This window comes from Sphingobacterium sp. GVS05A (assembly GCF_019969845.1).
Classification (GTDB): domain Bacteria; phylum Bacteroidota; class Bacteroidia; order Sphingobacteriales; family Sphingobacteriaceae; genus Sphingobacterium.
In genome coordinates this window covers 954,698-970,634 of sequence record NZ_JAHXYR010000001.1, presented here as the reverse complement: position 1 = coordinate 970,634, position 15,937 = coordinate 954,698, and the positions used below count along the sequence as shown (strand labels likewise).

Annotated in this window: 13 protein-coding genes; 6 read left to right on the top strand and 7 right to left on the bottom strand. The window is 39.3% G+C overall.

Features of this window, described 5'->3' with window-relative positions; translation table 11 throughout:
- Positions 1 to 28: 28 nt before the first annotated feature.
- The 4 genes from LC454_RS04155 to LC454_RS04140 all read right to left on the bottom strand — a co-directional run bounded on the left by LC454_RS04155 (position 29) and on the right by LC454_RS04140 (position 6,350).
- Entirely contained in the window at positions 29 to 1,312 is a 1,284-nt protein-coding gene (locus tag LC454_RS04155) for a hypothetical protein (RefSeq protein ID WP_223579870.1), read from the bottom strand.
- A complete protein-coding gene (locus tag LC454_RS04150; protein ID WP_223579867.1) occupies positions 1,305 to 3,359 on the bottom strand; it encodes a hypothetical protein in 2,055 nt (684 codons plus the stop codon). Before LC454_RS04150 ends, LC454_RS04155 begins: the two co-directional genes overlap by 8 nt.
- Positions 3,360 to 3,457: 98 nt before the next feature.
- Complete coding sequence (locus LC454_RS04145; protein WP_223579864.1) at positions 3,458 to 4,090, bottom strand: response regulator; 633 nt, start codon at positions 4,088 to 4,090, stop codon at positions 3,458 to 3,460.
- A 13-nt stretch (positions 4,091 to 4,103) separates the two neighbouring features.
- Positions 4,104 to 6,350 (bottom strand): ATP-binding protein, encoded by a 2,247-nt coding sequence (locus LC454_RS04140; protein WP_223579861.1) that lies wholly within the window; start codon positions 6,348 to 6,350, stop codon positions 4,104 to 4,106.
- 222 nt (positions 6,351 to 6,572) lie between these two features.
- Here LC454_RS04140 and LC454_RS04135 point away from each other — a divergent pair, with 222 nt between their 5' ends.
- Positions 6,573 to 6,905: a DMT family transporter gene (locus LC454_RS04135; RefSeq protein ID WP_223579858.1), complete on the top strand. Its 333-nt coding sequence runs from the start codon at positions 6,573 to 6,575 to the stop codon at positions 6,903 to 6,905.
- Between the two features lie 53 nt (positions 6,906 to 6,958).
- Positions 6,959 to 8,254 (top strand): DEAD/DEAH box helicase, encoded by a 1,296-nt coding sequence (locus LC454_RS04130; RefSeq protein WP_223579855.1) that lies wholly within the window; start codon positions 6,959 to 6,961, stop codon positions 8,252 to 8,254.
- 157 nt (positions 8,255 to 8,411) lie between these two features.
- Here the strand turns inward: LC454_RS04130 and LC454_RS04125 are convergent, their stop codons facing one another.
- From LC454_RS04125 to recQ, 3 genes are all read right to left on the bottom strand, one after another.
- Positions 8,412 to 9,506, bottom strand: coding sequence for an SGNH/GDSL hydrolase family protein (locus LC454_RS04125; RefSeq protein WP_223579852.1), 1,095 nt, complete (start codon positions 9,504 to 9,506; stop codon positions 8,412 to 8,414).
- Positions 9,507 to 9,585: 79 nt separating this feature from the next.
- Positions 9,586 to 10,401, bottom strand: a complete 816-nt coding sequence (gene kdsA, locus LC454_RS04120; RefSeq protein WP_120258021.1) for a 3-deoxy-8-phosphooctulonate synthase — start codon at positions 10,399 to 10,401, stop codon at positions 9,586 to 9,588.
- 18 nt (positions 10,402 to 10,419) lie between these two features.
- On the bottom strand, positions 10,420 to 12,609 hold the full coding sequence (gene recQ, locus LC454_RS04115) for a DNA helicase RecQ (RefSeq protein WP_223579850.1): 2,190 nt from the start codon (positions 12,607 to 12,609) through the stop codon (positions 10,420 to 10,422).
- A gap of 101 nt (positions 12,610 to 12,710) precedes the next feature.
- Between recQ and LC454_RS04110 the strand changes: the two genes are divergently transcribed.
- The 4 genes from LC454_RS04110 to LC454_RS04095 all read left to right on the top strand — a co-directional run bounded on the left by LC454_RS04110 (position 12,711) and on the right by LC454_RS04095 (position 15,900).
- Positions 12,711 to 13,676, top strand: a complete 966-nt coding sequence (locus tag LC454_RS04110) for an SIS domain-containing protein (protein WP_223579848.1) — start codon at positions 12,711 to 12,713, stop codon at positions 13,674 to 13,676.
- Positions 13,677 to 13,774: 98 nt separating this feature from the next.
- Positions 13,775 to 14,149: a DUF1573 domain-containing protein gene (locus LC454_RS04105; RefSeq protein ID WP_077434338.1), complete on the top strand. Its 375-nt coding sequence runs from the start codon at positions 13,775 to 13,777 to the stop codon at positions 14,147 to 14,149.
- Positions 14,150 to 14,245: 96 nt separating this feature from the next.
- Positions 14,246 to 15,445: a pyridoxal phosphate-dependent aminotransferase gene (locus tag LC454_RS04100; RefSeq protein WP_223579846.1), complete on the top strand. Its 1,200-nt coding sequence runs from the start codon at positions 14,246 to 14,248 to the stop codon at positions 15,443 to 15,445.
- A gap of 161 nt (positions 15,446 to 15,606) precedes the next feature.
- Entirely contained in the window at positions 15,607 to 15,900 is a 294-nt protein-coding gene (locus tag LC454_RS04095) for a hypothetical protein (RefSeq protein ID WP_223579844.1), read from the top strand.
- Positions 15,901 to 15,937: the final 37 nt, after the last annotated feature.

Genomic DNA, 15,937 nt, shown 5'->3' with positions numbered 1-15,937 from the left:
AGCGGTAACCTAGTTCGGTACTATCACATTATTCATGCGAATAGTCCCGAATAGTCCCTTGGAAAACAAGCTGTTTAGCACCCGCGACTTTTAAGGTGAGATCCATATCCGAAGCGATCGCCTTCAACATTAAAATCGGAGTGACTTTTAAGGCATTCGGCCAATCCACAAGATGAATTGCGACATGTGAAAGACTATTGGTTTTCGTATATTTTGCCTGCATCTTATCTATGGTTGACTCCGTCGATAATATACTAAATTGTCCATCATTTTTCTGAAACCACTGATAAAATAGCTTATTGGGAAGAAACTTAGGTAAGCTCTCATCCCCCCGAATTCCAAACCTCACATTTGGCACTTTACTTTCATAGGCAGTTTTTTCCTCTACTGTTTCAAAATCGTCATTCACAGCATAATTAATAATGGTATCTGTCTGTACGACCTGATTTTTTAAAACTTCGATATCAACATAATTCCCATTTGCATGCGCCATAATCGAGTCTGCCGAAACTGGAAGATCAACAAGTATGTCTTTTAAGGCTGTCTTTAACCGTTCGTTTGGAAAATTGATCCAGCCTTTGCTGATGTAATTTTCGTTTACCAATTCCCGGACGAGATATTCCTGTGGAAAATTCCAAGTATCAGATTGGAGTTCACCTGCGATCTCAATACGGCTACCTTTCAGGTCAAATTCAATAAAATTTTTGGACGAAATATCGCTATAACGCAATGATTTGCGGGTTAGTTCGCTCGGATGATTGATGAAACTCTCAATAGAAACCCGCTCTGTATCCGACTGGATCAACTGGATCATTTCATCTTTCTTTTTGTCGAGATTAAAACCCAGTCCGACCAACACGGTGTTACCTTTCCAAACAAATGCAATTTTATTTGTATCCTGATAAGCATAATTTACTCCCGGAGCGACGTTATTTTCAATGGAATCAACTTCCAGACCCTCTTTTAAGAATGTCAGAAATTGCTTCTCATCTTTCAAATCAAAAAAAGCATAAAAGTTCTTAGTCGTGTCGTCCAGAGAAAAAAGGAATACATTGGCCTTGATATCTATTCCATTGTCTTTTAGCTTAGTCAATTTTTTAGCAAAGTCCTGCCCTCCTTTCGGTGCAGTTTGCCATTTATCGAAGAATTGATTCAATAGGATATCATCCAGAGAAATCGTCAATAAAGCCTTACTCTTTTTATGGACTACAGACTTATACGACTGCTGTTGTCGAATGATATAAATTCCCCAGCCTATTATCACTAATCCTATGATAATACCTAAAGTCCAAATTATTCCTTTTTTAATCATTGTTAGTTATATCAATTGGGTTGTCCAGTTCAGGTTGTTCATCCGGCACAATGCCATCGAGCAGTTGGTTGATCATAAACTGTAAGCCATTGTTTGCGTTTGCGGGCAGTTCAAGTTGCAAATCAGTTTCCAGTCTATCGCCCACAATTCCTTTAGAACTCAAGGTAAAATTACCATAATTATTCAATTCTGCTAATGTAGAGCGCCAGCTATTGCCCAACACGAGATTCAGATCTTTTGTCAGCGCTGGTATTTTCTTTGTTTGGAAAGCCGCCGAAAATTTACTTCCTTTCATAAGCTTAGCAAAAGATTTATTGGGTTTCGTCGGGTAGTTATCCTTGTGCAAAATTTTATTTAACTGCAGGCTATCGTTGCTGATCATCACTAGATCTTCGCTGAACATCAGGTATAAAGGAAAATCTTTGCCATTACCTTGTTTGATTTTATAGATCCCGCCCGCAAAACTTGCATCGGACTTTGACACCGCGACATCCAATGCCTTTTTGATAATCCTTTGATCTTCGGATGTAAACATCCAGATAAAAGACACCACTTTCTCTTCCTTTGTCTTATTAACTTCCTTTACGTCATAATTATCATCATAGTCGTAATCAACGTAGTCAATCTTCAGGTTAGTGATTCCATTGACAACGACCAAATTGTCCCCAGGCATAATTTTGGCAACGGCTTTTTCATCCAGTGCAATTTCAAGCCCAAGGGCCATCAACTCAAGTACCTCATTCTCCTTTCCAAAATATTTTTTCAGGTTTTTTGCGAAAAATGCCGGTATTTCTTTTAGGTAAGCTTCGGAATTCACATTGACATTAAAATATCCCAGCGTTTCCTCTGTCAAATACTTTGCGAACTTCGGATTTGGCTTCCTTGCATACAATTGTTTGGTCAGTTTCACTAAATCTTTGCCGAGGGTTACACCTGTTTTTAGCGTAATTTTATTTCCCTGTTGTATCAGGTCAAAGAACATGTCCTTATAGTCATTTGCCAAAGAGAAACTGCTTGTATTATAATACGCATCTACCATGGAACGCACGGAACGAAGTCCGTCATAGAGACCTTCAACTTTGGGTAGCCATACACGTGCGATATCCACATTCTTTAGAAAACGCGCCTGCTCTGGTGCAGGTATATTCGGATAGTTACCGCTCAGTAGCTGCTCCTGCTCATGCAGTAACCATTTTTCCAATAATATATTCTTAATAGAATCGTTACGTCTATTCACTTCCTCAAAAGCCGTATCAAGTGAATCGTAGTCGATATGATCTTCATAGACACTTGTATCAGCATCGGTTGCACTGGCATAAACTTCCAAAGGTTCCCCCTCCTCTTGCTGTACCTCGGATTGCAATGTATCAAAATCAAATGCATCCCACTCCATCGTTGTAGAATCCATTAGTACAGAATCCGCACAGTCAGCTGCTGCTTCGGCCTCATCTGCAGCCGCAGTGGCAGCAGATACTGCAGCTGCGGCATAATCTATATTTTCGATGCCATACAATGCGGCAATAGAATCGTTGGCAAAATAGGTCGTGCCAACCTCGCCTTTTAAAATTCTAAACTCCTTTGCATTCCAAGCGAGCAATTGACCATCCATGGTTCTAAATCGGCTATAACCGTTCAAAGCCGGAAGCGAAGTCCCCTGCATAGTCAGCAACTTTTCAAAACGGCTGACAGCATTGATCGGGACAATCATCTCTCCATATAACAAACTATCCCTATCATTTCTGTAGTATATAGCCATTCCCTTCGAATCAACTCCTGTCTGCTGGAAATCCTTTTGCAGGTCAATACTCTTCTTTTCAAAATATTTAAAAAAACCAACCCGATCCAGCAACTTATTCAATGTGGAAGCTTCTGCGTATTCCACGACTTTAGCCAGATTAATAGCCACTATTGTATTTGATCTATCGGGTATTTTGGTATCAAAGCCCTGCGCTTGCACCGAACCAAAACCCACAGACAACATAACGCCAAAACAATAGGGAAGCAATTTTCTTCCCGAACGGCCTAATAAACTAGCTGATATAACCATATACATTTGATACTTTCTCTTATTTATCTATAACATCAAAAGTATCAAATGCAATAGGCTATTCTCATCCCTGAATTCAGGTAATTCGTGGATTTCTCCTAAGCTTCACGTATCAAACCATATTCTATAGCGGATTTGACAGCCGCAGTCACACTTTTCGTCTGAAATTTTTCCATTAAGTTTTTACGATGGCTCTCCACGGTATGGGAACTAATAAACAGGGATTCGGCAATCTGATTGGTCGTCATTCCTTTGGCCACAAAGGTCAATATCTCCTTTTCACGGCGTGTGAGTTTGGGAACTTGTTTCAGTCCGGAATCTGTTTTCTTGTTGAGTATAACCTGGGTTTTCTCACAGATATACCGCTTGCCCACCAAGACATCGGATATGGCGGTAATGATTTCATTGCCGGTGGCATTTTTTTGAAGATAAGCATCTGCCCCCTCATTCAAAATACTATTGATAACCGCCAATTCATTATGCACACTAAAGGCTACTATTTTCAGCTCTTTATGTGATTCTTTCAATCCCTTGACCAGATCGATTCCATTTGCATCGGGAAGATTGATATCCAGTAACAATACAAGCGGTGCATCTGCTACAATGTTTTTAAATAGTTCTGCTGCACTTGCATACATGCCCACAACTTCAAAATCTTCGTGGGAATTGATAATATTCTTTAATCCCTCCAACAACAGCGGGTGATCGTCTGTAATCGCTATTTTTATCATCTTAAGTTATTAATTAAACAACAGGCATTTCAATTTCTATGGTAGTCCCTTCGTCAATGGCGGATATAACCTTCATGTCACCATGTAGAAAAGAAAGTCTCGACTGTATATTGTGCATGCCTGCTGAATGTTGTAAATCTATCTTTTCGGTATCAAATCCCTTGCCATCATCTTCAATAGTAATATGTAAACGCTCATTATATACAGAAAGTTGTATGAAGATATTGCTTGCTGCAGCATGCTTCAATGCATTGTTTACCAGTTCTTGGATTATTCTGTATAAGGAAATCTGATGTTCTACACTTAATTTTGATTCAAATTGGATAAATTCACATTCTACTTGACAATTTGGTTGACTCATCCGTGCGGCATAATCCTTTAAGGCTTCCTCTAGACCATATTTGACAATTAGATCCGGCATCAGGTTATGTGCAAGTCGACGCAATTCGTCGACAGCATCATCCAGCAATTCGATGCTCCGTGTAATACCATCCTTAACTTCGGGCTGTTCGGCCCCGCTATCGCTGATTGAGGATAAGCCCAATTTTGTACTTGACAGCAATCCCCCTAAGCCATCGTGCAGGTCTCTAGCCAGACGAGTCCGCTCCTTCTCTTCCCCTGCCAACATCGCCGTCAGATTTTTAATGGCATGTTGCTGATTATTTTTTTCGATTTCAAGCCCATGCATGTGTTCCTTTTGCTTTAATGTTTTGGAACGTTGCCAATAAGCATAAAACAATAAGATAACAGCGATTAAACTACTAATAAATAACCAGATATAAATCGAATTCATACGTGATTTAAAGGCAATCTCCTGCTTGGAAACATCCAGTTCCTGTAATCGCTGTTCATTCTCCAAGCGGCTTAATTGCAAGTCCTGTTCCTTTTTGTCGCGCTCAAGTTGAAGCACTTTCAACTGTTGGGTACGGTTTAGTTCATTCAATTTTAAATTTTCAACCAATTGATTCTGTCGGTCATTTAGCGCTTTCATCAATTTGATCTGCTGTTCCTTTTTCTCCCCCTCCAAACGAAGACGCATTAATTTTTGGTTTTGCAGTTCTCGCTCATATTTTATTTCAAGTTGTTTGGTTTTATCCAATTTATCCGAGTTGAATGCCTCCTCGAAAACATTGATATAACTTTTTTGGTATTGAAATGCCTCTTCGTATTTTCCTTCTTCGACACTCACTTCAGCCAGTCTGCTAAAAAGACTTAACCCCATCTGATAATCATAATGTGGCTCTCGCTGCAGGTTGTAAAGCGCTTGTTGCAGATACTTTTTGCCCTGATCCCGATGGCCGCTTTTAAATGCCTCGTCAGCCAATACACCATAGGCCGGAACAGAGATTGCATATTGTCCTGTTTCCTGTGCAATTTCTAAGGCCTGTTGAGCAAATGAAATCGCTTTTTTAGCACCGTTTTCCGGATAAAATTCATGATACAGATTGGCTAGATTCACAGAGACATAGGCCATATCTGTCGGGTTAATAAGTTTTTTCTGATTAGCTTTTGCTATTCGATAAGCTTCCAGATAATGTTCCTCGGCTTTCTTCAAAAGTTGCTGATCTGTTTGGTTTGACCGATATTCCTCCTCAAATAGGTAACCAGCTTGCATATAGGCATCAAATAAACTATTCGTATTCTGACCTGCTTTCGCTGTCTCCAATAAAAGGTTCGTGTACTTCTCCTGAAATTCGTAATTCCGCTGATTGGCATAAATAGCCGTCAATTCTTTATATACCGCCAATTTACGGGCTATATTCGCATCTGTCTGGGGGGCTTTTTCCAAAAAAGAAATTGCTTTATGAAACTGGGAAACGGCCTGATCCTCCTTGTTCTGCCTTGTCATAATCCAGCCATCACAATAATGAATATATCCCTTGATACCGTTATCATTGATTATGGGAAGAACAGATTTTGCATGTTCCAGGTAAAAGCGCGATTTCTCAAAAAGGCGATCGTTATAACTATTCATTGCTGCGATGCAATTTAAATAGGCATAGTATTGTTTGTCGGGGTAATTTTTGGCCAATTGAATATTATCATTGAGCAACTGACTTGCCAATGCTTTCTCATTGTTGAAATATAGGGCCTGCGCATATTTTCCGGTCAACAGAAACCGTTCCTTACTCCCTAACGGAAGATTATAGTATGATTTCTGTAGCTCCTGCAACTGATCTTGGGCATACAGCTGACAGCAAGAGAATAGAAAAACTAAGCATATAATAAAGGTTTTAAAAAAAACACGAATATACCTCATAAAGTCTATTAATTCCCATTAGTGGATTGGCCAAACTTAGATAAATTTACCCTTATAAACAATTATAATTACCGTCAAAATTAGCCTGATCGCTGTAGATGCGCTGTATTTGTACCAACTCAATAGCTGCAATTTCCTAAATATAATACCATTGAGGCGAAGTGAATAGCAAAAAGTGTAGCTTTGCATACAATACTTCACTTGATCAGAAAAGAATCTGTAATGATAAAATATTTATACTTGTTTCTTGCTATTGCGGCAGAAATTTTCGCCACGACTTTCCTAAAGAAATCTGAGGGATTTACCTTATGGAAACCTACCGCTATCTGTATCATTGGTTACATTATCGCTTTTTATTTCCTGAGCATCACATTGAAATACCTTCCTGTCGGAATATCCTATGCAATCTGGTCGGGGGTTGGTATCGTTGCCATTACATTGATAGGGATGATTTTGTTTAAACAGATTCCCGACGCACCGGCAGTAATCGGAATGATATTGATCGTCGCTGGGGTAATTATTATCAATGTCTTTTCAAAAATGGGCGCACATTAGCTGATCTAAAAACTAAATGTGTATTTTTGCAACTTACATAAACTAAAGGATACGTGTCGTTAGAGAAACTAAAACTAAGCAAAAGATTGACTGCTACGATGACCGAGCTCGGTTATTTGGCTCCAAAGGAAGTTCAGAGTAGATGTATTTCCAGAATTCTTGGCGGACAGGATGTTATTGCGATTGCTCCTGAAGGAGCGGGCAAGACCACAACTTATGTATTATCTACCTTGATGAAATTAAAATTCACGGATGATGAGGCACCTAAGTTTTTAATCTTGGCTCCCAATGAAGAACGCATCGACGAGATCGTTGAAAAATTTTACCAACTAAGCAAAAATAGAGATCTTCGAATTATTGGATTGCGTGCAGGGGGAAGTATGGAAGAAGAAATAGAAGAATTAGTTGCTGGAAAGGACATTGTAGTCGCAACACCGAATCGTGCACGGGCAATCTATCTCAAATTAGCCCTCAATCTAAACCGTATCCAAACGTTGATTATTGATGATGCAGAAGAAATCATCAAACAGGGCATGCAAAATCCTGTAAGAGAACTAGCAGAAAGTTGTGGTAAAGTACAGCACCTGGTCTTCAGTACTGTTGAACATCAGAAGCTGTATGACATGATTGATAAGCATCTAAATGAGGATTATGCTTTGATTGAAGTGGATGAATTGGAGAATGAAACCATTGACACTTTAGATCTTTTATTGTACCATCTTCCCAATTTCACCACAAAAATCAATCTACTGAATTACCTTCTACAAGATAAAGAAGTTTTTCAAAAAGTGATTGTTTTTGTAAATTCAAAGCTTACAGCACAAAAGCTTGCCAGTAGCCTATTTCAACAAGGGAAAGAGGAAATAGCTATTCTAAACCCGCTATTTTATGATGATTTTGGCTTTGAAACAACGGCAGAATTCATAGAGAGTGAGCAAACTCGCGTTTTGATCATTGCCCGGGAAAACACCAATGCAGTTGATCTTGCTAATATTCCTTTTATTTTTCAATTTGAATTGCCAAATGAAAAAGAGGAATTTTTAAACCATTTAGTCAAAAATGACGAAAATGAGGACTCCGTGGTATTGACATTTACGACCGACCTTGAACTTCCAATGGTCAGAAAAATAGAACAGGCTGTGGGTAAACGAATGGATGTCCTGGATCTTCCTGAGGATCTGCAGATTTACAATCCCACAAGTGATAAAAAGAAAAAATCAACCAAGGAGGAACAAGAAGATAGTTCCCGCGGTGGAGCTTTTCACCAAAAGAAGGAAAGTAATTCCAAAACTTTCAATTATGGAGGTGGTGAAAAAGCAAAAATGACGATGAAATTGAAAAAGAAATAAATAAAAAAGGGAAGTTAAACTTCCCTTTTTTATTAAAATGTCAGCTTTTCATTGATCCTTTGAGGCATCGATGAGCTCGTTACGCTGAGTTTGTTGATCAGAAAGAAAAAATCCAGTTGAGTTTCAACGTAGGGATGCCCGTTAATGTATGAGAGTTTTATTTCAACACCTTTTTTAGCAACTTAATATACGCATTTGCGATATGTTCCATCCCCTGATCATTGGGGTGTGCATAATCCACCGTTGAGTTTAAGTCTAGCCCCAGTTCCCCACTCGATAGCATAAAAATTTGCCGAACCCCTTGTGACTGTAATTTCTCGTAGGTCGCTTTCAATACACGGCTACTTTGTTGGTATTCTTTGTTTTTGTCTTCGTTAAATACGGTATTGATATTCCCAGAACTATGCTGTGTCAATATGATCGGTGTTGTCGGGTGTTCTTTTCTTAAAAATGTAACCGCATTGACCAATAGCGAATCCAATTGTTTTTCGTTGAGTGATTTAGTAATCGCAAGATTTGGAATACAATCCAAAATATAACATGCGGCGTCCACCTGATTCATTACGTTTAGGATAGGCTGTTCAAGACGACCGTTACCCGAAAAACATAAATTCAACATCTCGTTATTAACAGCTCGGCCTACCTGACTTGTCCAGGCAAGTCCCGGACGGCTGGTACATGCCCCTTGTCCTATAGAAGTGCCATAGACCACAATAGGTTTCGAGGTAGTGGTATGTGCATATGTTAGCTTCGCAGCAGCAGGCACACCAATCTTCAACCATTTAACCGTATTATACAAAGGCAGATACAAGCGATAGCTAAAGTTATTATTCTTTCCTATATTCTTCCAAGTATAAGAAATCGTGTCTGAAAAATCATAATTACCGTAAGCCCATTTCCAAACTTTATTCGTTGTATCATAGGCATAAAGATCCAGTCCACTCACACCGGTAGTAGGCATATGGGGCATATTCAATCCGCCGGCAACTTGATATTGAACTGTAATTTCCGAGGCTGATGTCTGAAAATCAATATAGAGTCCAGCAGAATTTTGTCCCAGTTCCCAGACCGGTTTGCGCACCTGCTTTTCCAGCTCATCTGGTAGTCGACCAAAAGCTGTAAGCTTCTGATTGTCGATCCGACCTTCAACATGTTTATCATCAAGAGGCGAAAACCAGGTATAATTTTGCTGTCCTTTGACAATCGAAAGCGAGAACAGCATCAGTGCCATGAGAGAAACTTTTGAAAACATACGATACTTTAGGTTTAAATTTGAATTGATTAAAAAAAGGAGCCTATTGGCTCCTTTCTATTACGATTTATTTATTATACTATAAAATAGCTTGTCTTACACGTACCAGTTTTTCCATCAATCCTTCAAGTAGATCGAGGTGCAACATATTTGCTCCATCAGATTTTGCATTTGCAGGATCAGGATGGGTTTCTATAAATAGGCCATCGGCCCCAACAGCAATCGCCGCTTTGGCAATTGTTTCGATCAAGGCAGGCTTTCCACCTGTTACCCCTGATGTCTGATTTGGCTGCTGAAGTGAATGTGTACAATCCATTATAGTCGGCACATTAAAGGCACGCATTTCAGGAATTCCTCTATAGTCAACGATCAGATCCTGGTAGCCAAATGTGTTACCACGATCAGTCAAAAATACCTTTTCATTACCAGACTCTACAATCTTGTCTACAGCAAACTTCATGGATCCCGCACTTAAAAACTGTCCTTTTTTTACGTTAACGACTTTATTGGTTTTTGCTGCAGCGACCAATAAATCCGTTTGTCTACATAAAAATGCCGGAATTTGAAGAACATCTACGTAAGCTGCGGCCATTTCCGCTTCATGGCTTTCATGAATATCCGTTACCGTAGGAACGCCGAAGGTCTTCCCTACTTTCTCCAAAATTTTCAATGCTTTTTCATCTCCGATACCCATAAAAGAATCCAGACGAGACCGGTTGGCCTTACGATAAGAGCCTTTAAAAATATAAGGGATATTGAGTTTATCTGTAATAGTAACAATCTTTTCAGCAATCCGCAAAGCGATTTCTTCTCCCTCAATTGCACATGGCCCTGCCATTAAAAAGAAATTCTGCGAAGTTCCATTCTTTATTTCAGGAATGTATTTGTTGATCATATGAATTATATAAAAATTTTAATTACCCAATTCCGATAAAAACTTGATACGCATCAATTGAAGGTCTTCAAAGCTATAATCGTCACCGCCTAATTCCTTAAGCGCATCATTGATCGAATCAGTTTCAGCTGTTTTAAAGTAATCGTACACTTCGTCCTGACGATCTTCATCAATAATTTCATCAATAAAATAATTGATATTTATCTTGGTACCGGCATTAACGATTGTTTCAATTTCCTTCAAGATTTCCTCATAGGTAATTCCCTTCGCTGCTGCAATATCATCCAGCGCAATCTTGCGGTCAATATTTTGGATGATCGCCACTTTCAGTGCGGATTTATTTGCTGTACTTTTGATGACCAGATCTACGGGCCTGTCGATTTCATTTTCCTCCACATAGTCCTTGATCAGCGCAATAAAGGAAGCTCCGAATTTAATCGCCTTACCATTCCCTACCCCTTGAATCTGTTTTAATTCATCGATATTGACCGGATAATGTGTACACATCTCCTCTAAGGAAGGATCTTGGAAGATCACAAATGGTGGCAATGATTTACTCTTAGCGATCTTTTTACGCAGATCTTTGAGCATACCCAGTAAGGTCGTGTCGAGTGCACCAGTTCCATGACCAGCCTCGTCTCCAGCAGTGCTTTCGGCACTCTCGATAGGACGGTTTAAAACAAACTTTAACTGGTAAGGATTGTCTATATAATTCCGACCGATATCCGTTAATTTCAGCAAACCATAGTGATCAATATCCTTCTCAACGAAATTGTCCAGTACGGCTTGACGTAACAGTGATTTCCAATAGATAGTACCTTTTTCTTTTCCTGAGCCAAATAGACGGTGCTCGTCATGTTTGTAGGAAGATACAGGTTGATTGTTCTGCCCGATCATCACATTAATGACATGATGATCGTCAAATTTTTCACCCTGCTCTTTAATAAAGCCCAATACATCTTTTAGGGATTCCTCGGCTTCAAAATATTCTTTTTCCGAACGGCAATTATCGCACATGTTACTACAGCCTTGTTCGTCAAAGTTTTCTCCAAAATAATGAAGAATCTGTTTACGACGACAAACAGCAGATTCGGAATAATCGATGACTTCTTTCAGTATCTGCGTACCGATCTCACGTTCGGCCACAGGTTTATCTTTCATGAATTTTGTCAGTTTCTCAACATCTTTCTCCGAATAGAAAGCCAAACAATAACCATCGCCCCCATCGCGGCCAGCACGGCCAGTTTCCTGGTAGTAGCCTTCCATGGATTTCGGAATATCATGGTGGATAACATAACGGACATCCGGTTTGTCAATCCCCATACCAAAGGCGATTGTCGCAACAATCACTTCCACATCCTCCATCAAGAATTTATCTTGCGTATCGGCCCTTGTTTTAGCATCAAGACCTGCATGGTATGGCAGCGCTTTAATACCGTTCAGGTTCAACACCTCGCTTATTTCTTCAACTTTCTTTCTGCTCAAGCAATAAACAATACCAGTTTTGCCCGGTTTTGTCTTGATAAAACGTACAATTTCTTTGACCACGTCTTTTTTGGGACGTACCTCATAATATAAGTTGCTCCGATTGAATGATGATTTGAATAGCACGGCATCATTCATCTGTAAGTTTTTACGGATATCAGATTGCACTTTTGGCGTCGCTGTTGCTGTTAACGCAATAATTGGAATATTAGCGCCTATCTCATTGATAACTTGACGTATTTTGCGGTATTCCGGTCTAAAATCATGTCCCCATTCTGAAATACAATGTGCTTCATCTACGGCAACAAAAGACACGGTAATCTGATGTAAGAACTCCACATTATCTTGCTTAGCAAGTGATTCTGGAGCTACATAGAGTAACTTGGTCTTTCCCGCAAGCACATCCTCCTTTACACGGGTGATTTCACTCTTGTTCAGTGAGGAGTTCAAAAAATGAGCGATACTATCTTCGCCGCCGAACGCGCGAAGCTGATCCACTTGATTTTTCATTAAAGCAATCAACGGGGAAATTACAATTGCGGTTCCCTCACTCATGAGTGCAGGCAGTTGATAACAAATTGATTTCCCTCCCCCGGTTGGCATAATAACAAACGTATCCTTCTTTTGAAGAATGCTGGTTATAATAGCCTCTTGATCTCCTTTAAAAGTATCAAAACCAAAAAAATCCTGTAAATTGTCGAAAAGTGATTTTTCTATTTCCATTGCGCCTTGGGCAAAAATAAGATAGATAAATGAAGAAATAATCCTGAAAAATAATCTATTTTTGCAATCTATTCTAATACATAAAAGTAAGAGTATTTTTTGTGAAAAACAACTACGAAATAAAAAATATAGCTATTCAAGCTATTCAAGAAGAAGCCAAAGCAGTAGCTGCTCTGGCTCAATATATTGACGATGATTTTGTTACCGTTGTAAATAGAATCCTTCATCTCCAGGGACGAGTAATCGTCACAGGTATCGGAAAAAGTGCTATTATCGCACAAAAGATTGTTGCGACATTAAATTCGACAGGGACACCGTCTATCTTTATGCATGCAGCCGATGCCATCCATGGAGATTTAGGTATTATCCAACAACATGATCTCATTATTGCCATATCCAAAAGTGGTAATACACCAGAAATTAAAGTTTTAGTTCCATTTCTAAAACAAACGAAAAACACGTTGGTGGCTTTGGTTGGCAACACAGAATCCTACCTGGCAAAAAATGCAGACTACATATTGAATACCACAGTTGAGAAAGAAGCTTGTCCAAATAATTTGGCGCCTACGTCAAGCACAACAGCACAATTAGCCATGGGCGATGCGCTAGCCGTGGTACTACAGGAATGTCGTGATTTTACGGACCAGGATTTTGCCAAATACCATCCAGGAGGCGCCCTAGGCAAAAAGCTCTACTTAAAAGTGGCAGACCTATCTGATCAAAATGGTAAACCTAGCGTACAATTGGATGCCAACGTTAGAGATATCATCATCACCATCACGCATTTCAGACTGGGCGCAGTTGCCGTCTTAGAAGGCGTGCAGATCCAGGGTATTATTACCGATGGGGATATCCGTCGTATGCTCGAAAGACATACTGACCTCGCAACGATCAGCGCAGCAGATATTATGGGCAAATCACCAAAGGTAATCGATAAAAATGAACTGGCAGCCAATGCGCTTCATATCATGCGGGAAAACAACATCACGCAGTTATTGGTATCAGATCAAGGGAACTATGATGGGGTTATCCATATCCAAGATTTGCTTAAAGAGGGTATAATCTAACTGTAATAAAGTTGTTAGATGTGTAATAAATTGACAATAAATATTACATTTGGCATATCAGTTGTACTAGTTTAATCACAAAGTAATATCTTAGAAGCATGAAAAAGTATATAACAATTTTAGCAGTGATCATTTCCTTTATCGGTTTTTCGTCTATGCAAGCTGGACAAGGGGAATTTAAATTTGAAAAAGAAACACATGATTTCGGCAAGATTCCGGCTGGAACACCTGTATCCTATAATTTTAAATTTTCAAACACAGGCAGTGAGCCTATTATCATTTCGAATGTAGTCCCAACTTGCGGTTGTTCGGTAGCCGAGTTTACTAAAACCCCAATCAAACCGGGAGAAACAGGAACAATCAAGGTAACGTATAACGCCGCGGCCAAAGCGCCATTTACCAAAAGTTTTACGGTACAATCGAACACCAAAACACCTGTAAAGACACTTTATATTAAAGGGATTGTGGAATAAAAATCCGACAGATAAAACGAAAAAAGCCACATCCTGATGTGGCTTTTTTCGTTTTATTTTGGTTAGCTTTGCACAACTAATTTTAAAAAAACTATAATGCCAGTAATATCAGAAAAAGGGCTAAATATGCCTGCGTCACCCATCAGAAAACTGACGCCTTATGCTGATCAAGCAAAAAAAGAAGGTAAAAAAATATACCACTTAAATATCGGGCAACCAGATATCCAAACACCTGAAATTATGCTTAATGCTTTGAAAAATATTGATTTCAAAGTATGGGCTTATACACCTTCTGAAGGTACGGCCTCCTACCGAAAAAAATTAGCCGAGTATTATAACAAGCTAAATTACAATATTGAACCTACTGACATCCTGGTAACCAACGGAGGTTCAGAAGCAATCACCATTACGATGCAAGCCTGCTTAAATGAAGGTGAGGAAGTGATTATCCCAGAACCGTTTTATGCAAACTACAATGGTTTTGCCTGTTCGTCGGACATTGTGATCAAACCGATCATGTCTTATATTGAAAGTGGATTTGCACTACCTTCCATTGCTGAGTTTGAGAAAGTAATTACCGAGAAAACCAAAGCAATCTGCATCTGTAATCCCAACAATCCGACAGGTTATCTTTACTCGAGAGAAGAACTGGAAGCCTTACGCGAGCTTTGTCTGAAATATGATCTTTATCTTTTCTCCGATGAGGCTTATCGCGAATTTTGTTACGATGGCAGAGAGTTTATATCCCCGATGCACCTGGAAGGCCTCGAGAATAATGTTGTTATCTTTGATACGGTTTCAAAACGTTATTCAGCATGTGGTGCCCGTATAGGTTGTATTATCACCAAAAATAAAGAATTATATCAGACGGCATTGAAGTTTGCTCAGGCGCGTTTAAGTCCATCTTTGGAGGGACAAATTGCTGGCGAAGCTGCTGTGGATACTCCGGACAGCTACTTTGAGGCAGTATCTAAAGAATATACGGCCAGAAGAGATGTATTGGTCAGCGGATTAAATGCAATTGATGGTGTATACTCTCCTAATCCCGGAGGTGCATTTTATGTAGTTGCTAAGTTACCGATCGATAACGCGGATAAATTCTGCCAATGGATATTAGAGGAGTTTTCCTACAATAACGAAACGGTCATGATGGCGCCAGCAACTGGCTTCTATAGTACCGAAGGTGCCGGAACAAATGAGGTCCGCCTAGCTTATGTACTGAATCAAAATGATCTTAAAAACGCTTTGACCTGTTTGGAGAAAGCGCTTGAAGTATATCCAGGAAGAACGAATTAAAAAACAACATTTATACGTTATCAAAGCCGGTCCAAAAAAGGGACTGGCTTTTTTTGAACCTCCAAAGTATCATAAAGGCACATTTCTAGTGAATTTAAAAAAAACAAAACAAACTTTCGAGCGACATTGTTCTTATTACAGTATAACTAAAGATATTGCATATGGATAAATTGAAGAAATTCCAATTGATGGAAAAAATAGCGAGAGAGTTAGAAGATGTCAGAAATAGCCAACAGGCGGTTTTAGAAAAGATAGGCAAGATCGAAGTTGATAACATCGAACTCGGTGATAAGAAGATTGAACAAACAATTCCCGAAATCTATCAACGTACAGCGGATAATTCAGACGCTATCAAAGCGCTTCTGGAATCTTTTCAAGAACAGACAGCAGAGTTTGGTGAGAAAAACAATGTAGACAAATTATTGGAGCAACAACAAATCAATAGTATAAAATAGTTGTCTTCAAAATACAAAAAATGCCGATTGAAAAATC